We start from the raw sequence: 23,060 nt of genomic DNA on the forward strand, positions 1-23,060 counted from the left end.
TATGAATAAAATTGTATTTTTCAAATAAATCACCTCAATAAACATGAAAAATCCACCCAAAACATGAGTGGATTCTATTATAAATCAATATCGAAAAATAATTTTCAAGGGAAGCCAGGTTTCTGTGGGACTTTAGGATTTAAGACTATAAGACTTTAGGAAATAGTTCAGTCTTCATTTTTATAAGATATAACACGGATGCCACTCACTTCACTAGCGAGAGACTTAAGTCCCTCGCTAGTGAAGTGAGTGGCATCCGTGTTTAACAGCGCTTTCTACTGAATTTCCTTCCTCTCGTCAAACTCCTTTACAAAATTTGGGCTTTCTGTTTTGCCAATCTTGTCCCAAAAGGTGAAGTATAAGCCATAATTGTAACGATAATATTTATGGTGATGACTGTGATGTGTAGCACCAATCATGTATTTGCCCAGTTGGTTGCCAACGATGTTTTTAGGATAAATTTCAATGTCTAAATGGTTAATGGCCGCAGTGATGGTCATGATGGTTAAATGAATCAAGATAGCATAAATATGCATGGGTAGCAAAATTACAATCAATGGCATAATCAGGGCTTCTAAAATACCTTCGATGGGGTGAAAAGAGAAGGCCGTCCAAGCGGATGTAATTTTACTTTCATGATGGACATGATGTACTATTTTGTAAACTTTGGGTTGGTGCATCCAACGATGAACCCAGTAATAGTACGTTTCATGAATAAACATTGATAGTAGAATACTGACAGGAAACCATAGGAGTGGGAAGGCATTAATATCCAGATAAATAGCCGTATGTCCTTGTTGCAAAAGCACGGCTGTAAAAGCTCCGATAACCGAAAAAATCAAGGCGGTGAGTAATGACCAAAATATTTCTTTGCGGAATTGTTCAGGCGGATATTGCTTTTTATTGAGCTTTCTAATTTCCCACGTTTTTGATTTCCAAATATAGAAATAAAGGTGAAAAATACCTGCCAACAAAAAGTAACGAAAAACCACTATGGCAAATATGACAATGCATAGCCACAAAAAAACAATCGGTTCAGCAAAGTTGATATTAAATACGTTTGGTATCATATTGTTTCAACTTTATTGAACCGAAAAATGTTTTAAAAAAGATGCTTTGTAGGCTGTATGCTTTAGGCTGTAAGCGATAGGCTTTATGCTGTATGCTGTCGGTCATCGGCAGTCGGATTAGGGCTTTACGCATTATGCTGTAAGCTATATGCTTTAGGCTGTAAGCTGTCGGTCATCGGCAGTCGGGTAAGAAATTACTAACTCGCTAATTCACAACTCGCTAATTCACAACTCACTAACTCACTAATTCACAACTCAAAACTCACTAACCCACAACTAAAAATACTCCTCACTCAGCACTCGCAACTCAAAACTCCTAAAGTCTTACAATTTCAGCACCGATAGCATTCAAACGCGTATCAATGTTTTGATAACCTCTGTCTATTTGCTCGATGTTTTCAATGATAGAAGTACCTTTTGCCGACATTGCTGCAATCAAAAGAGATACCCCTGCACGAATATCAGGAGAAGTCATTCTGATGCCTCTTAATTGTTGTTGGCGATTTAATCCAACCACAGTAGCACGGTGTGGGTCGCAAAGGATAATCTGTGCACCCATTTCAATCAATTTATCAACGAAGAACAAACGGCTTTCAAACATTTTTTGGTGAATCAATACCGTTCCTTTTGCTTGAATAGCAGTTACTAATACGATACTTAGTAAATCGGGCGTGAAACCCGGCCAAGGATGGTCAGAAACGGTCAGCATAGATCCATCAATGAATGTTTCTAATTCATAATGTTCTTGAGAAGGAACATAAATATCGTCACCTCTTATTTCTAGTTTGATACCAAGCTTTTGGAAAACTAAAGGAATAATACCTAAATCTGGAATAGAACAGTTTTTGATAGTGATTTCTGATTGCGTCATAGCAGCCATACCGATAAACGACCCAATTTCAATCATATCTGGCAACATGGTGTGTTCTGTACCTGTCAATGATTCTACTCCTTCAATCGTTAATAGATTAGACCCTACGCCTGATATTTTGGCGCCCATTCTGTTCAACATTTTACATAGCTGTTGCAAATAAGGCTCGCAGGCAGCATTGTAAATCGTAGTCGTACCTTCTGCCAATACTGCCGCCATTACGATATTGGCTGTGCCCGTCACAGAAGCTTCGTCTAACAACATATAAGCACCTTTCAGTTGCGAGGCATCTACTTCATAAATTCCACCTTCATCTTGGCTATAATTGAATTTTGCACCCAGTTTCATAAAACCATAAAAGTGGGTATCTAAACGACGACGACCAATTTTATCTCCCCCTGGTGAAGGAATTCTGCCTTTTTTGAAACGTGCCAATGTTGGTCCTAACAACATTACAGAACCACGGAGAGCAGCAGCTTTTCTTTTATAGGTTTCTGAATTTAGGTAATCAAGGTTTACTTCTGAGGCATCAAATTTTACCGAAGATTCTGCAATGCGCGTACAACGAACACCCATATCGCCTAGCAGGTCGATTAATTGATTCACATCTCTGATATTCGGTATGTTATGAATCGTTACAGGGTCTTTTGTCAATACTACTGCACACAAAATTTGTAATGCTTCGTTTTTTGCTCCTTGCGGAATAATTTCGCCTTTCATTTGGCGACTACCAGTTACTTTGAATGATGCCATGTTTAAACCTTGTATTGTCTATCTAAAAGTTGAGATAAGTATTTTGGAAGGATAATATTGAAATACCTACATCACAAACTATCTTCTGTTTCTATTATTGCTGTTGTTATTATTATTGTTACGATTATCGTTTCTGCCGTTGTTATTATTACGATTATCGCTTCTACCACCGTTGTTGCGTGGGTCTCCGCTACGATTGCCATCGTTTCTTCCTCCAAAGTTTTGACGACCTCCGCTGTTATTATTACGACCATCATTTCTACCACCATTGTTACTACTAACGTGTGTATTTGGTGGAGTAGGACGGTTGTTGGCATTACGAAGATTGCCCAACGAAGAATGTCCTGAAATAGCATGCACGATAGGAGCAAGGGTATTGTTAGAAATCTCTAAGATATGTCCCCAGATTACCTCATCATCTACTACTTCACGGTTCCAGTTTTGATAGAACGTTTTCATCAAACGCGCGATATGAGCCACCAAAATACGTTTTTCATTATCGTCTGTTTCTGCAATGGCTCTGGCAATCAACAATTCTACATTACGACCATAATAGCGATAACGCAATTGATGCGTATTGTAAGGCACTGTTTTAGGGAGTTTACCTACCGCATCAGGTGATGGCGGAGGGAAAGGACTATCAACATCCAACTTGAACTTAGACATGATGTATAAATCATCCCAAAGTTTGTTGGTATAATCTTGCGTATCGCGCATATTAGGGTGAACCTGACGCATCAATTCAACCAATAAGTATGCATATTTGGTACGCTTCTCTCTATCTTGAACCGTTAGGATATGGTTCACTAATTTCTGGACGTTGGTTCCGTATTCTTTCATGATATAATAAGGACGATTTCGGTATTCGTCGTGAATGGCTCTTGCTAAAAGGCAAAAATAGGAATATTTATTCAATGAATTTCTGAAAGCCTTAAAACTTTCAGCAAGATGAATATTTATAACGAAAGTTTAGGGATAAATATGATAATTCCTACAATTATCGCAAAGATTGAAGCAATCAGCACCGCACCAGCTGCAATATCTTTGGCTTTGCCCGCCAACGGGTTAAAATCAGGAGAGACTAAATCTACTAAGGATTCGATAGCAGTATTAACGGCTTCCAGAATCCAAACTAAGGCAATTGCCAACAAGATCCAAAGCCATTCGTTTGAGGAGAGATGAAAATAAAAACCTGCTGCTACCGCTACGGTAGTAGCCAACAAATGGATACGGGCATTGTTTTCAGTAATAAACATTGAAACTATGCCTTGAATGGCAAAAGACATACTTTTTATAAATTTCCGAAAATCAATCATCTAATAATTATTATTAAGGTTATTGGTCATTCAAATGAATCAAGCTATAAAGCATACAATATGCCAAGCCTATAAAAGTAGCAAATTCAAAAGTTATTAAAATAGCCGTTGGATTGCCAAACGAATGTAAAACATATTTGGCTAATGGCATAGGATGAATGAAAAAATCCCATGAATTAAAGCGCTCAATCCTGCCCAGGAACACCCCATAGCCTGATAAAGCAATCGAAGAAATAGTAAATACCCTGCTTAGTGATTGAGAGAAACAGGCAGTCCATATTTTCTGAATCCAATACAAAGAAAGCAAGCCGCAAATCAAACTTACAAAAGCAAAAGTATAAATCATTATTTGATGATGCCAATATGAACTGCCGTTATTGGTATAAGGATAAAGATGAACCAAATCAGTAATAATATAAGGAGCGTTTGGAAAAAATAGCAACCATAAAATGCTATAAGCCAGTATTTTAATAGGCTGGTTCAAGTTGGACGAAACCAGCTTTTCCATGTAGAGTACAATAAAGACTGGCACCCAAGCAAGAAATAGATTCCAGTTGATACCTATTAAATAGATATTATGGAAAAAGAGAGCTTCAAACAGAAATAAGGCAACGGCCATGCCCGACATTAAGCCGAGGCTAATAAATACTTGTTTTCTCCTAGTAGAGATACTATACGTTTTCATGATTATTTTCTTGGTGTTTAAAAAATAAATGATAATAGCAAAAAATGTTGGCAAGCGAATAGGCAACAACGAATACAAACAAGTCTGTATCAAATAAGGTTGGTTGTACGTCAGGTTCTAATAGCGTTATTTGTGTTAAATAAATTGTAAATGCTAAAGAATAGATAACTGCCACCCCCAAATACGTTTTTAAATTGACTTCCCAAAAGGCTGAGTATATGTACAAGCAAGTCTCAACTAATGAGATTTGTATGATAAGTGAGATGAAATAGATGTAAATATGTATGTAAACTAAGGTTGATAATTCCAGTTTATTTTTGGCACCGAAGAATATGATAAATGCAATTGCTACCCCTAAGCATCCTGCCAACGGTGAAACAATAATCGCCAGTAACCTTCTCATTGACTTATTTGTTTAAAGATTTGATTATCAGCATAATTCCAAGACTGCCATTGTTTTGCCTTGTAATTCGCCTCAAATCGTTTTAATGCGAGTAGAATAAATGCTCTTTGTGAAATAATAGGTGTAGAACTGGTATGATTATCATTTTTTAAATGGGCGTAGTTGTATACGTTAGTATTAAGATTGACTTTGGAGTTACTTAGTAAAGACTTTATCGCTGGTAAGGTATTGTCGCTGAGATTTAATAAATAGGTTACATCCAATTGTTTGGCTGTATGAATATTGTATTGAGCAATGGCATTGTCCCAATTGATAAAACTGCTGATAACCAATAGACTATACGCAAACCATGTATTCGTTCTTAATAAAAACCAAAGGGTTTTTTGATAGTGTACTTTCCAAAAGGTGCTGATGATACCAGCCATAGAAAGTATTAAGAAAACATATACACCAATACGTTTGTAAGTCAGCCCAAACTCAGTGATATACAGTTGATTTTTGAAAATAACGCCTGTTAATAAAATAGTATTCTGCAAAAGCCATAGATAAGAAAGCCTTTGTAACCATTGATTGTTGGCATAGAAATTTTGGTTGGCTCTGAAATAATACAAAATAATGCAAATAGCTAGGAGGGAACTGAAAATGAGGGTGTTTACACCTTGGTGAACATATTCAGAATGATTTACGCCATCGGGTAATGCCTGAGATGAAAAAATGGTAGAAAAATCGACAATGTTGAAAAATAGGATAAGTAAATTCAACATCGTAAGCGAAATAATACCTTTTGTATTTTCCATTTTCAGGATGGTCAATTGAAAATTTCTTTTTACTTTTCTCTTGACTCTGACTAAGACATTTGGTTGAGCAACATCCCATTCGGTGAGGCTTTCACTCAAAAATTGATAGTAAAAACCAAAGCTTAAGAAGATTCCTAATCCTAAGAAGAGGAGGTATTTACCCGAAATAAAGTCTAGTGAAAAATGAAAATAGCTGTGGAAAATAGGATTAGCAGAGGCATATAACAAGTAAAAAACAAACGTGATTAATAAAGGAAATACATAGAAAGTTGCGGATTTACTGATTGAAAAACTACTCTTCTGTTTTGAAGATTGATGAAAAATATATTTATCTAAGCCTGCAAATAATGCTTTAAAAAAGGACATCGCCAATGTGCTAATGCCCTTATACAAGCCTACATATACCGAACTTTGGCTATGATTGCTCAGACCAATCAGTAAAACCAAAGAAAAACCATTGGCAATGATAGCCAGCATAGAATGTTGCCAAATAATCATAAGAGCCGACAGAATACTTCCACTAACGGCTATCAGCCAAGTCTTATTATTTAATAACACAGGACGAACGAAGAGCATCGTGCTAATCACTACAAGTGTAAAAACTAAGAAATTGATGCCAGCTGTTTGTTCATAAAACATATAGCTGAATGTAAGGGAGGTGAGTGCCAGCGAGATTTTTTTAGTATTCATGATGTTTAGGAAAATGGACAGCTTGCCTGTTGAAGCAGACAAGACTGTCCTGCATAGAACTATTAATTTTTATTATTATAAGCACGATACCAGTCTATATTTCGTGTCAGATACATTACAACCGTCAGAATGATTAATAATCCAATACTTCCCAATAGTAAAGAATAATCTTCCAACTGTAATAATGAATAGAAAAAGCCATAGAGTAACGAAAGTATGCCATTGAATATCAGGGTAATGCGTGAATTTTTGAAAATACTTTGCGTGTAAAACGTAATTAAAGTCAGTATCGTTATACATCCGATTAGGTAGGCAATATTGAAAGAAAGGTGTTCTGAAATGGCTAATAATAGCACATAAAAAAGACAAATGGCAAAACCTACCAAAAGATATTGAATAGGGTGCAAGCGTTTTCGATTAAGAATTTCTACGAAGAAAAAGGCGATAAACGTGATGACAATAAACATCAAATTATACTTGGTCGAACGCATCGTTTTTTGATACTCATCCACTGGTAAAAGTAGTTTTACGCCAAATGAACTTTGTAATTCGCCAGTAACTTTTGTAGCTACACCGTCTGAATAATCAACGGTTGTGTGGTTATGAGGATTATTCTCTTGATAGTTTGCGTCAAAGCCGATAAAATTTCCAACTCCTTGTTGAGGATAATTTCTGTTTAGATGCAATTCATTCCAAACAGCTTTAAAGCCTTTTTCAGTTATTTGGCGTTCGTCGGGTAAAGATTCCCCTACGAAACTCGGCGTTCCCCAAGATGATTCAATCGTTACTTTTGTAGTTTTTCCAAATGGGAGAAAGTCAATCTCTTTACTGCCGTTTAGATTAATATGAGCGTCAAAATTAATTGTTTCAGCTGCTAAGTTAATTGGGCAACTAGCCCCAGAAGCAAATAAATCTTTTGATTCAATGCCAGAATTCATTTCTGTATCTATGCCATTGATTTTTAGCTTAATTGCTTCTTTGATTCCTTTCATATCGGTTATTCCAAAAGAGATAAAAGCTTCAGAAAATAAAAATCTTTCTTTCGGAATTTTCAATAATTCTACATTAGGCTTTTTGAAAAAGCCTTGTAAATGGAGTTGAGCATTATAAAGCATCACTACATAAATCCCTCTGTATCTTTTTTCTGGAATCAGTTTCCCCGTAATGTTAAGATGTTCGGGCAAGAAATGAGCGTATGCTATTACCGTTGACTTTTTACCGTTATCATCTTCCTGAATGATGGTGTAGGGAATGGTAATAACTGCCCCACCAATTGTCTGATTACTTCCCCATTTAGAAGTTATTTCTTCCTCAGCTATATCTCTGGTTATTTGTCTTTCATGAATCAAACTTTCCAGCATGGTAGAAGGAATCATCAATAGCAGTATGAGCATGAAGATGGAAAAAAGTTTTAGCATGACTGAGCTTTTTACCCAATTATTAAAGCGTTCAAAAAGTGATAGTTTTTCAGGAGTTTCCATGATAGTATTGGGTGAATTTTAGATTTAAGTTGATTATGTCGAATCTTTATAAATGGTCTGAATATTATCTAACCAAATACATCTGTCACGCCATAGCTGGACAGCGGGTTAATCAGGGCTAAAAGCTGTTAATAAAGCTATGTAAATGAGACTTCCTATGAATATTATTACTGCAATTAAGAAAGTAACCCAAAATGGTATTTTTATAGAAATATCATCAATAAAACATTGAATTACGGCATTACAAATTTCGATAAGAATGAAACTGGTAAAACAACTAAATCCTAATATAAATGATATAATGATGATGACAAACATGATTGTATTTTGCAAATTACTTTGAATTTCAAAGTATAAAGTTTTAAAAAAACGAATGTATACCATTCGTCTGATTTTTTATAGAGAGCCTTTGATTAACGCTTCTAAAGCATTCAGGTGTTCTTGAAAAGCCTGTTTTCCTTCGACAGTTGCCTGAAATGATGTATTGGGTTTCTTGCCAATAAACGCTTTTCTGACATGTATATATTTTTCTTTTTCTAAGGCAGTAATGTGCGAGGCCAAATTACCATCAGTAACGTTGAGCGTCTCTTTAAATTCATTAAAATCTACCCAGTCGTTCACCATCAAGATAGACATCACACCTAACCTTACACGGTTTTCAAAAGATTTATTTATGTTAGAAATAATAGTTTGCATAATGTTCAATCTGATAATTTATAGTAACTCAATTATCAAATCTTCAAATCAAGATTCATATTTACGGTACATCACTATTCCATAAACAATGTGTAGTACGCCAAAACCAATCGCCCAGAATAGTAAGCCAAGCTTCCATTCGTCCAATACGCCACAAATTAAGCCCAAAACGATTTCGATATAACCGAGGTATCGAATATCATCATAAGTATATTTAGAAGCGTTCACAAGGGCTAAACCATAAAATACCAACGTGGCAGCATCTATCAAATGCGGTGCATGTTTTAGTAAAATCAAGGTAAATAAACCACCTGCTACCAAAGGAATAGCCATGTTGGAAAAGAGTCTTTTAGAAGTACTACTCCAAATATTTAATCCTCTGCGTTTAGTACTCCTGATACTGAAATATAATGAAATGCTAAGCGAAAGTGTTAAAACACTGAGCCCGTCAATTACGATATATGTTAACAATGGGGTATTGTCTTGTAAATTCAAGTAGCTAGTAGGATACTCAGACAAAATTCTTTGATAGGCCAAATAAGCACCTATCAAGGCAAATGAGCCTGCGAATACGCCTGATAATCCACTAAAGGAAATAAATCGGCTGGAACGTTCCATCATAGAACGTATTTCAGAGATGTCTTGTAAGTGTTGGTTCATTTTCAAATTACTTTGTATTGCAAAGTACAATCTAAAAAAATAAAATTCCAAATGTTTTTTGAAATTTTATTTGAGAATGTTTTTTTACTCACATTTCCTACGCGTATCAGCCAAAGCAATAATTTTCCAACCGCTTTCGGTTTTGTAAAATTGAAAGGCATCTACGCCGCAATGTTGACGTTTGCCATTTACATACAATTCGTAGGGTGTCCAAGCGGTTGCCATGTTTCCATCTACTCTGATTTCGTAGCTTAATACTCTTTCTTCAATTTGTATATTGGCAGGTAATGAACCAATGTGTTTGATAAAACCATCCGCATTCTCCTCGGTGGTCAAATCCATAAGATTTGTCTTACGATTAATGCCAATCGATTGCATCCTGATAGACGGATGGAAGGTAGCACGAATCATCGTAGAATCATGTTTTTGCATTCCATCAAAAAGTTGAATCACTACAGCCTTCACCGCTTGTTCTTCAGGATTTTGAGCTAGAACAGCAAAAGTGGTACATAAGAGAAAAAACAAAAAGTAAATAGATTTTTTAAACATAGCAGTATCGTTTAGTGACAAAGTGAATGAGTGATTTGAGGATTAATTTACTAAAAATAATCACTAAATCACTCATTCACTCACTCTCAACTATCAAAACTCTGCCGATTTTGGTGTACGTGGGAAAGGAATTACGTCACGGATGTTGGTCATACCTGTTACAAACATCACCAAACGTTCGAACCCAATACCAAAACCAGCGTGTGGTGCTGTACCGAATTTACGTGTTTCTAAATACCACCAAATCGTATCTTCGTGGATGCCTACATCTTTAGTACGTTGTAATAATTTTTCGTAATTATCTTCACGCTGAGAGCCACCGATGATTTCGCCAATACCAGGATAAAGTACGTCCATTGCACGAACAGTCTTACCGTCCTCATCCAGCTTCATATAAAATGCCTTGATGTCTTTTGGATAGTTAGTCAAAATAACTGGTTTCTTGAAATGTTTCTCAACCAAGTAACGCTCGTGTTCAGACTGTAAGTCGATACCCCATTCAACTGGGTATTGGAACTTACCTTCTTTATGACGTTTTGATGATAACAAAATCTGTATGGCTTCTGTATAAGTAAGTTTTACATAGTCGTTATCAACTACAAAACGAAGTTTTTCAATCAAGGCTAATTCCGAACGCTCTTCGGCTTTTTTAGTTTTTTCCTCGTCTTTCAAACGGTTTTCAAGGAAAGCTAAATCGTCTGCACAGTTTTCTAAAGCATAGCTAATGACATACTTTGTGAAATCTTCTGCCAAACGCATATTGTCTTCTAACTCATAGAAAGCTACTTCTGGTTCAATCATCCAGAATTCGGCTAAGTGACGAGTAGTATTCGAGTTTTCAGCACGGAAAGTAGGGCCAAAAGTGTACACCTTCGATAACGCCATTGCTCCTAATTCACCTTCTAACTGTCCTGAAACGGTTAGGTTAGTCTCTTTTCCAAAGAAATCCTCTTTATAATTTACAGTACCGTCTTCATTCAATGGAGGATTCTTAGGGTCGAGGGTAGTAACATGAAACATTTCACCCGCACCTTCAGCATCCGACCCCGTAATGATAGGGGTATGCAAATAGAAGAAACCGTTATCGTTAAAATATTTATGAATAGCAAAAGCCAATGAATGACGAATACGGAGTATTGCAGAAAAAGTATTAGTACGAGGACGCAAGTGAGCGATTTCGCGCAAGAACTCTAAAGAGTGTTTTTTAGGTTGAAGCGGATATTTCTCTGGGTCGGCAGTACCATACACCACAGCAGTTTTTACTTGTAGTTCTACTCTTTGTCCCGAACCTTTAGATTCTATTAATGTACCTGTTACGGCCACGCACGAACCCGTAGTAATTAATTTAAGCGTTTCTTCTTCAATAATACCCGGTTCAGCTACAGCCTGAATATTATGAATTACAGAGCCGTCGTTAATATTAATAAAAATTACGTTTGGTTGTACACGTTTGGTTCTTACCCAACCTTTTACGGTTATTTCTTGGCCAACTTGGGCTTCTGCTAAAATTTGCTTGATTTGCATTGGTATAATTTCGGATTTTTGATTTTTAGCTTGTTTATCAACAAACAAAAAACACTCGTACTATTGATTTACTAGAATTCAAAATTACTTACAATTACCGAATTAGATGGTATTTTTCATAGTTTATAATTTATCATACATTAAATTTTATCATTGAACGTTAAAATGCTAAAGTATTGCTTGATGGTCTGGCTAGTTAATTTTCATGAAAAAAATACGTTTATTGACTTTAAGGAATAAATAGGGCGGATGCTTAGTTTTTGATTATTAATATTTTACATATTTTTACTGGAAATAAATTGAAAATAATAAACAAGGTGTAATTAAATTCAATAAATTTGGCAAGATAGTTGATAAGGCTGTCAATTCTAATTTTCATTAACCATTTTGCCTTGATCGTTTTACGATTTCTAAATCGCATTTAATACTTTATGCAAAAATTAAGTCTTAATCAAAGTCTCCAACAAAGGCTATCTCCACAACAAATCCAGTTTATCAAACTGTTGCAGATACCTACTTTTGAATTATCCGCTCGGATTGAGGAGGAGTTAGAAATTAACCCTGCTTTGGAAGAAGGTGCAGAAGTAGAAGTAAAAGAAGCCGATGAATATGATGACGATTTTGACGATTATGCGGATGAAGAATTTAAAGAATATGATGATAGAGACATTGATGTAGAGTCGTACCTGAGTGATGATTATAATGGCTATAAGATGCAGGGAGATGGCAATTCGGATGATGATGATAAGGATATGCCGATAGCCATGTTGTCCAACCTGAACGATCATTTACTTTCACAATTGGGATATTTGAGGTTAGACGAGCATCAAGAAATAATAGGGCAACAGTTGATAGGCTCTATTGAATCAGACGGGTATATTCGTCGCCCACTACAGGCTATCGTTAACGATTTGGCTTTTACCCAAGGAGTTTATACTACCATTGAAGATATTGAAGTAGTATTAAAACAAATTCAAACCTTCGACCCCGCTGGTATTGGCGCACGAGATTTACAAGAATGTCTTTTATTGCAACTAGACCGAAAAGATATTCACGAACCCTTTGTACAAGATGCCATCAGAATTATAGAGGATAGCTTTGACGAATTTTCAAAGAAGCACTATGACAAGATTCAGAAACGCTTAGATATCAGTGACGATGCCCTGAAACAAACCATCAAACTGATTACCAAGCTGAATCCCAAACCTGGGGCTGCCGAAGAAGATGGTGGCGTAATTCAATACTTGCTTCCTGATTATATCCTGACGAATACCAATGGTAAATTAGAATTGTATCTAAATTCAAAGAATGCCCCTGAGTTGAGGGTGAGCCATTCGTTCCATGAGATGTTGGATACTTATGAGAAAAGCGATAAAAATAACAGGGCCATCAAGGAAACAGTTACTTTTATCAAACAAAAACTAGATTCTGCCAAATGGTTTATTGATGCCATCAAACAAAGACAAAATACGTTGTTGAGAACAATGAAGGCTATTTTGGATTATCAGAATGAGTTTTTTATGACAGGTGATGAAACAAAATTAAAACCCATGATTTTGAAAGACATTGCTACGCAGATTGACATGGATATTTCTACCGTTTCCAGAGTAGCAAGTAGTAAGTCTATTCAAACTGAGTTTGGATTATATCCTTTAAAATACTTTTTTTCAGAGGGTATCGCTACCGATTCTGGCGAAGATGTATCTAGTCGTGAAGTGAAAAATATCTTGAAGGAATTAATTGATAACGAATCTAAAAAGAACCCACTTTCGGATGATAAACTAGAGAAATTCTTGAATGAAAAAGGCTATAACATAGCCCGAAGAACCGTTGCCAAATACAGAGAACAATTAAATATACCTGTGGCTAGGCTTAGGAAGCAGTTATGAGTTAGCTATAGGCAATAGGCTTTAAGCAATAAGCCTATTTAAAAATATGTCTCATAGCTTATAGCTTACTGCCTACAGCTTAAAGCCATTAAAAACAAAAACCACTTGAATACACGTTTTGCCCAAATATTATCAGCATTGTTGCATCCATTAGCTATGCCGACAATTATTTTTGCTGTTCTGTTTTATATTGCACCAGAATCAATTCATAATCTTGAATTATTTAATGGCACTTCAAGAGTAGGCATGATGAGTTTGAAATTGGGACTTTTGTTGCTAATATTTTTACAAACTTTTGTATTGCCGGTGTTTAGTATTTATGCACTATATCGGTTTAAAATCATCAGTGATTTAAAAATGGAAACACTGTCGGATAGGCGAGTGCCTTATTTGGTTACGGTAGCTATTTATACGTTCGTAGCAGTATTTTTTACCTTCAAATTGCATCAGTTTCCCGAAGTATCCCTTATTCTTACCAGCATCGCTTTTTCAATTTCTGCCGTAGCTTTTATTAGTCTTTACTGGAAAATATCAGCCCATGCAGTAGGCATCAGTGGCACCGTAGGAGCTTTGATGGGCATTGCCATTAAATTTGGTACGGTTGCATTATTCTATCCAGTACTAATTGCCATTGTGGTAGCTGGTTTTCTCATGTCAGCTAGATTATACCTGAATGCCCATACACCCGCTCAGATTTTAGCAGGAACTATTTTAGGGATTACTGTTAGCTTGTCGGTAGTCATGTTCTTTATTTAAAATGTTATGCTTGCATAATAACTAAAAAAGCCTCAAATTAGAGTTGGTAAACAAAAAAACAACTCTCATGTATCAGCATCTAATCTATCATATTCAGGATGGTGTTTGCACCATCACGCTCAATCGACCAGAGGTTTATAACGCTCTTAATACAGCCCTCATTCAAGAAATTACTCAAGCCTTTGAAGCAGTGCATACTGACGAATCCGTGCGAGTTGTGGTATTGACGGGCTCGGGCGAAAATGCTTTTTGTGCAGGAGCAGATTTGAAAAGTGGCATGAGCAATGCTACGAGCTTGGGAGATTCCCTTCGGAAAAACTATAATCCTATGATTTTAGCCATCCACAATTTACCCAAGCCTGTAATTTGTCGCCTAAATGGTACGGCAGTAGGAGCAGGCTGTTCGTTGGCATTGGCTTGTGATATCATCATTGCAGCGGACAATGCCAAGATGTCTCAAATTTTTGTGAGTATAGGGTTGATTATGGATGCAGGTTCGTCGTTCTTTTTACCAAAATTGGTTGGTTCACAAAAAGCCTTTGAATTGTGTTCGACAGGTAGGGTAGTGGAGGCACAAGAATGCTTTGAATTAGGATTGGTCAATTCAGTAGTACCCAAAGATGAACTCGACTCAGCAGTACTTAAAATGGCGAAACAATATGCCAATTCAGCCACGATGGCGATAGGTTTAATCAAAAAAGTATTGAATCAATCATCATTTTCTAACTTAGAAGAAATGCTAGAATTGGAGGCCATCCATCAAGATTTGGCTGGACAAACCAAGGATTTTGAGGAGGGTGTGACTGCTTTTTTACAAAAAAGAAAGCCAGTTTTTAAAGGTTTTTAAGATAGGAAACGATGAAGCTGTTTAAACTTTCCGTTTCTGAGGTGAAAGTATTGTATTTTTGAATTGATTTTTTCAAAATTTGTGAAGCATAGCATCGCTACGTTGAGTAAATTTTGGAACAAGCTATGCTAAAAGACTTAGTTTAACCCGAAAGGGAAAGTTTTAACAGCTTCGATTATAATAAAAAAAAGTCGTTAGCATTGCCAACGACTTTTTCAATAACCCTAACCCATAAAAAATCTGTAAAAAACTATACTATACGTAATCAGCCAAATTAAAAATTCACCCAAAATCTATTATTGATTGACGAAGAAATTCGTCAATTTTTGTTTATAATCAACTTAGATATTAAGCATGCAACTCAATGCCAATAGGCTAACACATTGATTTTGCCAAAAGACAATAAGTAATAAACCTAATAGTTTATACCCTAATATGAAGAAAGTGCATTATAGAGAATACAATTCGAATACTATTATCAATTCATTTGGATAAATGTTTTGATGTCATATTAATTCTAGTACAAGATGTAAAACATTTTCATTAAAAACAAGTTAAATGCGGATTTTTTTTGATTTAATGCGAAAATATACTTTAAGTATATTGAGAGTCTTAAGCGTGTAATGCTATATGATTTATCTTTTATCATTAGGGAGGGTCACAAGTCCTATCGATTACCTACATCTTTTATAATTATTGATAAAATTGGTTTGAATAGGCTTAAATCGCCTTTCAAACCGAACTTTGGTCGTCTCTTGTCATAGCCTGACTACGTGAATTTCTTATCCCTAGCGAGGGACTTAAGTCCCTCGCTAGGGATAAGAATCTTGATTATCAATTACTTATATGATTATGGGTAATTAGTAGGACTTAAGTCCCTCCCTAATGATTTATGAAATCTTTCCTTATATTTTAACCCAATTTCATTGTTTCTGGATTCCAAATGACGGGTTTTCCTATCTCAGCACTTTTATTACAAGCCAAGGCAGGGGCGGCCGCCCTTAATCCAAAAGTAGCATCTTCCCAGACTGCTTTGCCTGTTCGAACAGATTCGAAGAAATTGATAAAATGATCAAGCCTAGAATCATATCCATCCACTGCCTTAAAGGTAATCTCTTTGCCATATTGCCATTTTGTATCTTCGTCAGCATATAGGGCTTTGTAAGCTTTCATAGATTCGTCTTGCTGGGCTTGCGAGAAAGTAAATAGCGAATCATATCCACCAATTTCAGGAGCTTTAGGTCTTTTGAAATTCTTTACCTTCATGCCACTCCATGATAATTCTATTACGCCTTCTGTGCCAATCAAACGGGTAGGCGAGCCACCACTACCACCATCGGCTAAGTTTACTCGGGTAAAAAACTGAAACGAAGGATTGGTACTCGTAGCAGGATAATTCATCAAAGCCGTTACAATATCGTAGGCATCTCTACCATCTTTCCAAAGGTTCAAGTCGCCCAAGGCAAATATTTTATTAGGTCCCGTAGATCCCGTAATTGTATGCAAATTGGTTAACAAATGCACAAATAAGTCTCCAGCTACACCCGTTCCATAGTCTTTGTAGTTTCTCCAACGGAAAAACCTTTTGGCATCAAAAGGCATTTTGGGTGCATCGCCAACATAAGTATCCCAGTCAACTGTTTGGGTAGAAGCATCCGTTGGAATAGTATATTGCCAAGCACCATTGGCAGAAGTACGGTCGTTTGTGGCTTCTACATACACCAATTCGCCAATAATGCCCGACTCATAGATTTTTTTAGCTTCCGCGGTAACAGTGCTACTTGCCACCTGTGAACCTACTTGAAAAACTTTTCCTGTTTTTTTCTGTGCCTCAATTACCGCCTTTCCTTCTTCAATATGATGTACCATTGGTTTTTCACAGTAAACATGTTTGCCTGCGTGCATGGCATCAATCGAAATTTTATCATGCCAATGGTCGGATGTACAAATCAATACCGCATCTATGTCTTTTCTATTGAGGATTTCACGGTAGTCTTTAGTCGTGAAAATATCTTTTCCCCACTTTTCTTTGGCTCTTTCCAATCGTCCAGTGTACAAGTCACAAACAGCCACTAGCTCTACACCAGGCACTTTCAAGGCAGTATCAGCATCGTAATGCCCAATAATACCAGACCCAATCAAAGCGATTCTGACAGTGTCATTCGCACTGATTTTGGCGGTTGATTCCAAGGTGAAAGTTTTGCCATAAGCATCACTCAGGGTTGTACCGCCAATAAGCATTGCCGAGGTTCCACTGATTTTTCTAATAAAATCTCTTCTTGAATGTGACATATTAAATTGGATGTTTGATTGATAAGTAGTAAACGGTCCGCCGTCGCGGTAGTAAATAGTGATTGGTGAATAGTCCGCCGTCGCAATAGTATTTCAAATTCCTAATTATCAATTATTTACGATAAAAGAAAACGTTACTTAAATTGTATTAATTACTTAGTGCATTTTTAATGCGGGGAATTTCGTTAAATAAATTACTACTTTATTTGAACAAATGTGTGTTACTTTATCCTGATACATTCATTTGGCATTTCAGCCATTTGGCGGTATCTTGCATGAGATAATGTACAACTAACAAGATGAACGGAAACCTTAAAGATGGACTAAACCTACTCTCGAAACTTACGCCAAAGCGCATTTGGAATGGTTTAAAAGTGGCTACTAGTTTTTATAATTCTAAACTTTTGGGAAGACCAACGCAATGGGGAATGCCCATTAGTATTTCTTTTGAACCTACTACTTCTTGCAACTTGCGTTGTCCCGAATGCCCAAGTGGACTGCGTTCTTTTACCAGACCCACAGGAATGCTTGAGGGCGATTTATTCAAAAGAACCCTTGACGAACTAGAAAGTACGTTACTTTATTTAATCTTTTATTTTCAAGGCGAACCATACCTACATCCACAATTTTTGGATTTAGTGGGTTATGCGGCTAAAAAAGGAGTTTATACAGCCACCTCGACCAACGCGCATTATTTAACAGATGCCAATGCTAAAAAAACGGTGGAATCGGGTTTAGATAGATTGATTATTTCGATTGATGGTACGAGTCAAGAAACCTATGAGCAATACCGAGTAGGAGGGAAGTTATCGAAGGTAATAGAAGGAACTAAGCATATTGTTAAGTGGAAAAAGGAGCTAAAGTCTAGTACACCTCACATTGTTTTTCAGTTTTTGGTTGTACGGCCTAACGAACACCAAATTGATGAAGTAAAGCAATTGGCTAAAGAGTTAGGCGTGGATGAAGTAGGTTTAAAAACTGCCCAGATTTATGATTATGAAAATGGTTCTGACCTGATTCCGACAATCGACAAGTATGCACGCTATAAAAAACAAAGCGACGGAAGCTATGCCATCAAGAATGAATTAATAAATCATTGCTGGAAAATGTGGCATTCGTGCGTAATTACTTGGGACGGGTTAGTAGTACCTTGTTGTTTTGATAAAGATGCACACCACCGTTTGGGCGATATGAAAACCCAGACTTTTACTGAACTATGGCATGGAAAATCATATCATCAGTTTAGACAAACGTTGATTCGCTCTCGTTCGGAAATAGAAATGTGTAAAAACTGTACGGAAGGTACGCAGGTTTGGGCGTAGGGAGCTTTCGGTTATCGGTCTTCGGCTTTCGGTAACTGTGTTCTGGCACAACTAGCGCAAGTATCAAGCAAAGCGTTACTTGTGCTTATTTTTTAATTCAGTTTGAAACTGAATTAGACAACGCATCCAAGACTCAGTCTTGAACGAGTAGGGGAAAGTGAAATTATACATACAAAATAGCGATGTTTTGCGAATCTTCATCCCTAACGAGGGAATTAATTCACGCGTTAGTCGGGATGTTAGCTTGCTACATCCTCGATCTTATTAAATAAGGATTTCTAATCCTCCACACGCCAAGCGAAAGCTTATGGTTTATAAAACCACAGTTACTGTAGTCCAGCATCTTAGATGCGGACTAACGGAATATTACATGATGAATTTAAAATACAAGTTATTGCACAGCAATCGAGTAAGCTTTATACTTTTATTAAAATTGAGAGTGATTTATGAAAAGGGAAAATTCAATTTTGTTAGACACAAATATTTCATCAAATATTTGTGTCCAAAATAAAAATATATACTATATCATAAATCATCACCTTCAATCCATAGATTTTAGTGGGGTTGTAAATAAGACTACACAGATAGAAATTGTAGGTAGAAATATAGTCTTTTGGAATCATTATTTTAAAATAGATGGTAATAGATTTTTGTTTAATTTAAAGGAGAGTAAACTTGAAGAGATAATATTGTCTGAATACGAGGATTTTTATATTGCTGAATTTATAGATGATAATTTATGTAGAGGGATTCCTAAAAATGATTTCGAAAGCTTCTTTTTTTTTAGATTTGATGATAAAAAAATTGTTACTAGATTTCATTTCTCTAAGCTAAATAGATGTTTTTTTATCAAAAACATTAGTGCCTTATATATTGAATATCAAATTAAATCTGGGAAAATAATAGAAAGTCTTAACTACCTCACAGGTGAAACCCTTTGGGAACGCAGTTTTAAAGAATTAGGCATCGACAATTTATATAATTTTATTGGGGATATTGATAATATTCTGGTTTGTGCTTGTGGAAAAACAATCTTGGGGCTTGATAAAAATACTGGAGAGGAATTATGGCGAGTAAATCATTATATAGAATTAGGATACTCAATACTTAACCAAATAACTGGCTGTGTTTATTTGTTTTATGGTTGGAGTGGTCCAGAAAACAACTTTAGTGAAACTAATAATATCACATTCCTAGAAATTGAGGCTCAAACAGGCAAAGTATTGTATGATAATAGCATTTTTAAACATCCAAACTATTTAGAACTGAATGGACTAAGACATTACGAAGGCACTGGAGATTATCCTCGATTTTATAATGCTTTGCAATGGAAACACAAAATCTATTTCCTCATCAATTCATGGCATAGTGCAATGGCCAAGATTATGGAGTTTGATACTGTCAATAAACGTATTTCACATTTAACGGAACAATCTTATGAGGCAAATTCTAATAATGGCTGGTTTGTAGCTGAAGGAAAGCTATTTATACAATCCAGAATATCGCAACAAATAGAAAGTGAAGAAAATCCAGACCCATTATATTGGAGCAAGATATACAGCAAGTCGCAATTTGATGGAGAACACATGCACTATCAGCATTTCGCTATTAGTAAAGAGTCCTATTTAACAATTTTTGATTTAGAAGATAATTAATATGCACACACGATAGCGATGTTTTGCTAATCTTCATCCCTAACGAGGGAATTAATTCCCTCGTTAGGGATGAAGATTAGGATTTTATCAATTGCACATCGGCATACTAATGGAATATTCGGGGAAAGGTATCAATATAATTTAACCTTAAAACGATACATTCCTTGAAAGTATTCTTTCATTTTAATTACTTCACCACTTTTTTCGGAAAGATAAAAAAGGGCATAATAATGAGGATGAGTAGCATCTGTATGCTTTAATATCCAACAATTTGTCTTTGTATCAATATTGACTGTTATGACTTCTTTCCCTATTACTTCATATAAGTGATAAGCTGGAATGGGGCTGTTGGCATCCATGAACGAAATCAGAAATTGTTGCCCAATTTTTTTAATAGGAAGTAAAGGATAAGTCTCCAAATCTAGCTCCCAGTTTAAAATAGGGATATTTAGCGTGATTTTTGGGTTTTTAAGGACTTTATTATTTGCTACAGTGTCTGATGCTATCATCTCTTTTCCAACAAAATCATACGCTATGATACCTCTTTTTCCATAATTAGCTTTGTGAAAAATAGGCTTCAGCGTTGCTCTTTCACAGATGTTAATCACATTAGCTATAACAGTATCTTTATTAATCCATTTCCAGCCAAATTCTACTACAGGTTTATGATTAAGGGTCGAAAAATGAGTGTTTCTTTCCCAAATGTCGCCAACTCCTTTTCGTACGAAATTACTGTCTGTGAAATAAACCAAATAAGTAGCTTTATCTTCTTGCAACCGCTTGAGGTTGAGTTTGCTGTTGGTGGCAGTAATAGTGTCAATTTGTCCCAAGCTTTTCATGTTACTCAACAATAAGACCAAGAATAAAAATATGATATGTTTCATGATAATAAATAAAAATTAGAAATTGATTGTAATAACTTTACAAATCTGTTTAGGATAAGAAAAGACAACAAACTTATTCAACCGATTACGCTTTTATTTTAACCAATGCGATTTGCGTCTATTTGTAGTATTTGGTTGAATAAATGATGTCATTGGTTGAAAAAACCATCTTCTAAACCAATATCTAGTTTATTTTTATACTATGTTGATAGGTATTAAACATTATAACGATTGGGTATGGCACGTAATCGGTTGGTCGTTGGTTTTTATGCTTAGTCTTTTAGGTGCCCTATCCAGAGATGGCTTCACAGAATCACTGACGTTTACTTTACTAGCTTTATTTTTTTATATTTTAATTGTGTACTCTAATGTATATGTATTCATTCCGTGGCTATACTTCAAGCAAGGAATATTCATTTATACCTTGGCTTGTTTACTCTGGCTGGTATTGCTTACATTTTTGCGAGCACAAGTGTCTGGATGGGTTTATACCTATTTTTTTTCGGGAAAATCACAACCCATTTTACTTAAACAATACAGTACTGTGTTGATTGGTAACTTGTTTATTTTCTTATTTAGCTTTGTGCTACTGCTAATTTTGCGTTATCGTTTGGTTTCTCAAACAGCCACCATGCTTAAAATGGAAAACCAGAAAGCCGCATTAGATTTATTACAGTCGAGAGTGCAACCTCATTTTTTGTTTAATACGCTGAATAATATTTACTTCGAGGCCGTCAAAGAATCGCCACTTACAGCACAACTAATCGAAAAGCTATCTGACATGATGCGGTATTTTACCGAAGAAAGTCACCAAGAAAAAGTATTACTGAGTAAAGAATTACAATTTATCGACCATTATATTGATTTGGAACTCATTAGGATGCGTTATCCTCCTTCGATACAATTTACTCGTTCGGTCTCCGAAAATACCATGATTCCCCCCATGCTATTGATTACTTTTATTGAAAATATTTTCAAACATGGTATTGACAAAACTTCTCCCCAAAATGAAGTTTTTATATCGCTAAGGCAAGAAGGGCAACAATTGATTTTCATAACTCAAAATAGTTTACCAGCCATTTCTGTTATACAAAAATCGGGTTCTGGTTTGTCCAATCTTGAACGCCGCTTAGCATTAATATACTCATCTAATTTTGAGTTATCTATAAAAAAGACAACAAGTAATTTTACAGCCACTTTAGTGATACCATTATGACAAACATACGTTGCCTTATTGTGGATGATGAACCTGCTGCCATAGGTTTGATTGAAATGTATGTTCAACAAGCAACTAATTGGCAACTAGTAGGAAAATGTTATCATGCACTTGAAGTAATTTCATTGTTGAAACAACAAGAAGTAGATGTTATTTTTTTAGATATCAATATGCCAGGTTTAACAGGTATGGAATTAGCACAATTTTTGCCCAAAAATATAAAAATTGTGTTTGTAACTGCCTATGCAGAACATGCTATGGAGAGTTTTGAGTTTGCTACGATTGACTATATGTTGAAGCCATTAACCCTGCAAAGATTTTTAAAGTGTGCTGAAAAGATTAATAATGAATTTATAAAAAATAATGATTTGTTGAAGAAACTAGGTGATGAAGAAATTCACCAAGAATACTTTTTTGTGAAATCTGGAAAGCTTATCGAAAAAATTGCCATTAACGATATTTTGTATTTCGAAGGAGAAAAAGAGTATGTAAAATTAGTGACACCCCATCGACCAGTGTTGTTATATCGTAGAATGAAACGTTTAGAACAACAACTTCCCTTGAATTTTTTCAGGGTGCACCTTTCATTAAACAGAATTAGTTAAAAATGTTTATACTCTGTGCGAGAGTTTGTAGCTTGCGTGATGAATTATTTAGAGTTATCCCACAATGACAAACTTTTTTTATCACTAACAAGCCTTCAT

The 23,060-nt window shown here is 35.7% G+C and carries 22 protein-coding genes; 7 read left to right on the top strand and 15 right to left on the bottom strand.

Annotated elements, in window-relative coordinates; all coding sequences use genetic code 11:
- Nucleotides 1-275 precede the first annotated feature (275 nt).
- The 13 genes from VB264_RS23790 to asnS all read right to left on the bottom strand — a co-directional run bounded on the left by VB264_RS23790 (nt 276) and on the right by asnS (nt 11,495).
- Nucleotides 276-1,070, bottom strand: a complete 795-nt coding sequence (locus VB264_RS23790) for a sterol desaturase family protein (protein ID WP_323253712.1) — start codon at nt 1,068-1,070, stop codon at nt 276-278.
- Nucleotides 1,051-1,203, bottom strand: coding sequence for a hypothetical protein (locus tag VB264_RS23795; RefSeq protein WP_323253714.1), 153 nt, complete (start codon nt 1,201-1,203; stop codon nt 1,051-1,053). The genes VB264_RS23790 and VB264_RS23795 overlap by 20 nt, the downstream gene beginning before the upstream one ends.
- Before the next feature lie 183 nt (nt 1,204-1,386).
- Nucleotides 1,387-2,694 carry a UDP-N-acetylglucosamine 1-carboxyvinyltransferase gene (murA, locus tag VB264_RS23800; protein ID WP_323253716.1) on the bottom strand — a complete coding sequence of 436 codons (1,308 nt, stop codon included), beginning with the start codon at nt 2,692-2,694 and terminating at the stop codon, nt 1,387-1,389.
- 78 nt (nt 2,695-2,772) lie between these two features.
- Nucleotides 2,773-3,609 (bottom strand): DUF4290 domain-containing protein, encoded by an 837-nt coding sequence (locus VB264_RS23805; protein WP_309921222.1) that lies wholly within the window; start codon nt 3,607-3,609, stop codon nt 2,773-2,775.
- Between the two features lie 41 nt (nt 3,610-3,650).
- Nucleotides 3,651-4,010: a diacylglycerol kinase family protein gene (locus tag VB264_RS23810; protein WP_323253720.1), complete on the bottom strand. Its 360-nt coding sequence runs from the start codon at nt 4,008-4,010 to the stop codon at nt 3,651-3,653.
- A gap of 19 nt (nt 4,011-4,029) precedes the next feature.
- A complete protein-coding gene (locus VB264_RS23815) occupies nt 4,030-4,695 on the bottom strand; it encodes a DUF1361 domain-containing protein (RefSeq protein ID WP_323253722.1) in 666 nt (221 codons plus the stop codon).
- The gene (locus VB264_RS23820; protein ID WP_323253724.1) at nt 4,682-5,098 is read right to left on the bottom strand and encodes a hypothetical protein; all 417 of its coding nucleotides are present in this window, start codon (nt 5,096-5,098) and stop codon (nt 4,682-4,684) included. Before VB264_RS23820 ends, VB264_RS23815 begins: the two co-directional genes overlap by 14 nt.
- A complete protein-coding gene (locus tag VB264_RS23825) occupies nt 5,095-6,585 on the bottom strand; it encodes a DUF4153 domain-containing protein (protein ID WP_323253725.1) in 1,491 nt (496 codons plus the stop codon). The genes VB264_RS23820 and VB264_RS23825 overlap by 4 nt, the downstream gene beginning before the upstream one ends.
- A 62-nt stretch (nt 6,586-6,647) precedes the next feature.
- Nucleotides 6,648-8,066 (bottom strand): cell envelope integrity protein CreD, encoded by a 1,419-nt coding sequence (gene creD, locus VB264_RS23830; protein ID WP_323253727.1) that lies wholly within the window; start codon nt 8,064-8,066, stop codon nt 6,648-6,650.
- 396 nt (nt 8,067-8,462) lie between these two features.
- A complete protein-coding gene (locus VB264_RS23835; RefSeq protein ID WP_309921205.1) occupies nt 8,463-8,762 on the bottom strand; it encodes a winged helix-turn-helix domain-containing protein in 300 nt (99 codons plus the stop codon).
- A gap of 48 nt (nt 8,763-8,810) precedes the next feature.
- Nucleotides 8,811-9,422 carry a hypothetical protein gene (locus tag VB264_RS23840; RefSeq protein WP_323253731.1) on the bottom strand — a complete coding sequence of 204 codons (612 nt, stop codon included), beginning with the start codon at nt 9,420-9,422 and terminating at the stop codon, nt 8,811-8,813.
- 84 nt (nt 9,423-9,506) lie between these two features.
- Nucleotides 9,507-9,971 (bottom strand): nuclear transport factor 2 family protein, encoded by a 465-nt coding sequence (locus tag VB264_RS23845; RefSeq protein ID WP_323253733.1) that lies wholly within the window; start codon nt 9,969-9,971, stop codon nt 9,507-9,509.
- Nucleotides 9,972-10,064: 93 nt separating this feature from the next.
- Complete coding sequence (gene asnS, locus VB264_RS23850) at nt 10,065-11,495, bottom strand: asparagine--tRNA ligase (RefSeq protein ID WP_323253735.1); 1,431 nt, start codon at nt 11,493-11,495, stop codon at nt 10,065-10,067.
- Nucleotides 11,496-11,926: 431 nt separating this feature from the next.
- Between asnS and rpoN the strand changes: the two genes are divergently transcribed.
- From rpoN to VB264_RS23865, 3 genes are all read left to right on the top strand, one after another.
- Entirely contained in the window at nt 11,927-13,384 is a 1,458-nt protein-coding gene (gene rpoN, locus VB264_RS23855) for an RNA polymerase factor sigma-54 (protein WP_323253737.1), read from the top strand.
- A 105-nt stretch (nt 13,385-13,489) separates the two neighbouring features.
- Complete coding sequence (locus VB264_RS23860; RefSeq protein WP_323253740.1) at nt 13,490-14,140, top strand: hypothetical protein; 651 nt, start codon at nt 13,490-13,492, stop codon at nt 14,138-14,140.
- Nucleotides 14,141-14,207: 67 nt separating this feature from the next.
- Nucleotides 14,208-14,987, top strand: coding sequence for an enoyl-CoA hydratase/isomerase family protein (locus VB264_RS23865; RefSeq protein WP_323253742.1), 780 nt, complete (start codon nt 14,208-14,210; stop codon nt 14,985-14,987).
- Between the two features lie 912 nt (nt 14,988-15,899).
- On the opposite strand, the gene VB264_RS23870 is transcribed toward VB264_RS23865, so the two are convergent.
- Nucleotides 15,900-17,279, bottom strand: a complete 1,380-nt coding sequence (locus VB264_RS23870) for a Gfo/Idh/MocA family protein (RefSeq protein ID WP_323253744.1) — start codon at nt 17,277-17,279, stop codon at nt 15,900-15,902.
- A gap of 299 nt (nt 17,280-17,578) precedes the next feature.
- Here VB264_RS23870 and VB264_RS23875 point away from each other — a divergent pair, with 299 nt between their 5' ends.
- Both VB264_RS23875 and VB264_RS23880 read left to right on the top strand, forming a co-directional pair.
- Nucleotides 17,579-18,601 (top strand): SPASM domain-containing protein, encoded by a 1,023-nt coding sequence (locus VB264_RS23875; protein WP_323253746.1) that lies wholly within the window; start codon nt 17,579-17,581, stop codon nt 18,599-18,601.
- A gap of 689 nt (nt 18,602-19,290) precedes the next feature.
- Nucleotides 19,291-20,256, top strand: a complete 966-nt coding sequence (locus VB264_RS23880; RefSeq protein WP_323253748.1) for a hypothetical protein — start codon at nt 19,291-19,293, stop codon at nt 20,254-20,256.
- A 131-nt stretch (nt 20,257-20,387) separates the two neighbouring features.
- Here the strand turns inward: VB264_RS23880 and VB264_RS23885 are convergent, their stop codons facing one another.
- Nucleotides 20,388-21,140: a hypothetical protein gene (locus VB264_RS23885; protein WP_323253750.1), complete on the bottom strand. Its 753-nt coding sequence runs from the start codon at nt 21,138-21,140 to the stop codon at nt 20,388-20,390.
- Between the two features lie 202 nt (nt 21,141-21,342).
- Here VB264_RS23885 and VB264_RS23890 point away from each other — a divergent pair, with 202 nt between their 5' ends.
- Nucleotides 21,343-22,356, top strand: coding sequence for a sensor histidine kinase (locus VB264_RS23890; RefSeq protein WP_323253752.1), 1,014 nt, complete (start codon nt 21,343-21,345; stop codon nt 22,354-22,356).
- On the top strand, nt 22,353-22,961 hold the full coding sequence (locus tag VB264_RS23895; RefSeq protein WP_323253754.1) for a LytR/AlgR family response regulator transcription factor: 609 nt from the start codon (nt 22,353-22,355) through the stop codon (nt 22,959-22,961). The genes VB264_RS23890 and VB264_RS23895 overlap by 4 nt, the downstream gene beginning before the upstream one ends.
- Nucleotides 22,962-23,060: the final 99 nt, after the last annotated feature.

The organism is Arcicella aquatica (genome assembly GCF_034928825.1).
Taxonomy (GTDB): domain Bacteria; phylum Bacteroidota; class Bacteroidia; order Cytophagales; family Spirosomataceae; genus Arcicella; species Arcicella aquatica.

Excerpts from the sequence above, each read along its gene's own strand:
- VB264_RS23790 (WP_323253712.1), bottom strand. The coding sequence starts at position 1,070 with ATGATACCAAACGTATTTAATATCAACTTTGCTGAACCGATTGTTTTT.
- VB264_RS23795 (WP_323253714.1), bottom strand. The coding sequence starts at position 1,203 with ATGCGTAAAGCCCTAATCCGACTGCCGATGACCGACAGCATACAGCAT.
- murA (WP_323253716.1), bottom strand. The coding sequence starts at position 2,694 with ATGGCATCATTCAAAGTAACTGGTAGTCGCCAAATGAAAGGCGAAATT.
- VB264_RS23810 (WP_323253720.1), bottom strand. The coding sequence starts at position 4,010 with ATGATTGATTTTCGGAAATTTATAAAAAGTATGTCTTTTGCCATTCAA.
- VB264_RS23815 (WP_323253722.1), bottom strand. The coding sequence starts at position 4,695 with ATGAAAACGTATAGTATCTCTACTAGGAGAAAACAAGTATTTATTAGC.
- VB264_RS23820 (WP_323253724.1), bottom strand. The coding sequence starts at position 5,098 with ATGAGAAGGTTACTGGCGATTATTGTTTCACCGTTGGCAGGATGCTTA.
- VB264_RS23825 (WP_323253725.1), bottom strand. The coding sequence starts at position 6,585 with ATGAATACTAAAAAAATCTCGCTGGCACTCACCTCCCTTACATTCAGC.
- creD (WP_323253727.1), bottom strand. The coding sequence starts at position 8,066 with ATGGAAACTCCTGAAAAACTATCACTTTTTGAACGCTTTAATAATTGG.
- VB264_RS23835 (WP_309921205.1), bottom strand. The coding sequence starts at position 8,762 with ATGCAAACTATTATTTCTAACATAAATAAATCTTTTGAAAACCGTGTA.
- VB264_RS23840 (WP_323253731.1), bottom strand. The coding sequence starts at position 9,422 with ATGAACCAACACTTACAAGACATCTCTGAAATACGTTCTATGATGGAA.
- VB264_RS23845 (WP_323253733.1), bottom strand. The coding sequence starts at position 9,971 with ATGTTTAAAAAATCTATTTACTTTTTGTTTTTTCTCTTATGTACCACT.
- asnS (WP_323253735.1), bottom strand. The coding sequence starts at position 11,495 with ATGCAAATCAAGCAAATTTTAGCAGAAGCCCAAGTTGGCCAAGAAATA.
- rpoN (WP_323253737.1), top strand. The coding sequence starts at position 11,927 with ATGCAAAAATTAAGTCTTAATCAAAGTCTCCAACAAAGGCTATCTCCA.
- VB264_RS23865 (WP_323253742.1), top strand. The coding sequence starts at position 14,208 with ATGTATCAGCATCTAATCTATCATATTCAGGATGGTGTTTGCACCATC.
- VB264_RS23870 (WP_323253744.1), bottom strand. The coding sequence starts at position 17,279 with ATGTCACATTCAAGAAGAGATTTTATTAGAAAAATCAGTGGAACCTCG.
- VB264_RS23875 (WP_323253746.1), top strand. The coding sequence starts at position 17,579 with ATGAACGGAAACCTTAAAGATGGACTAAACCTACTCTCGAAACTTACG.
- VB264_RS23885 (WP_323253750.1), bottom strand. The coding sequence starts at position 21,140 with ATGAAACATATCATATTTTTATTCTTGGTCTTATTGTTGAGTAACATG.
- VB264_RS23890 (WP_323253752.1), top strand. The coding sequence starts at position 21,343 with ATGTTGATAGGTATTAAACATTATAACGATTGGGTATGGCACGTAATC.
- VB264_RS23895 (WP_323253754.1), top strand. The coding sequence starts at position 22,353 with ATGACAAACATACGTTGCCTTATTGTGGATGATGAACCTGCTGCCATA.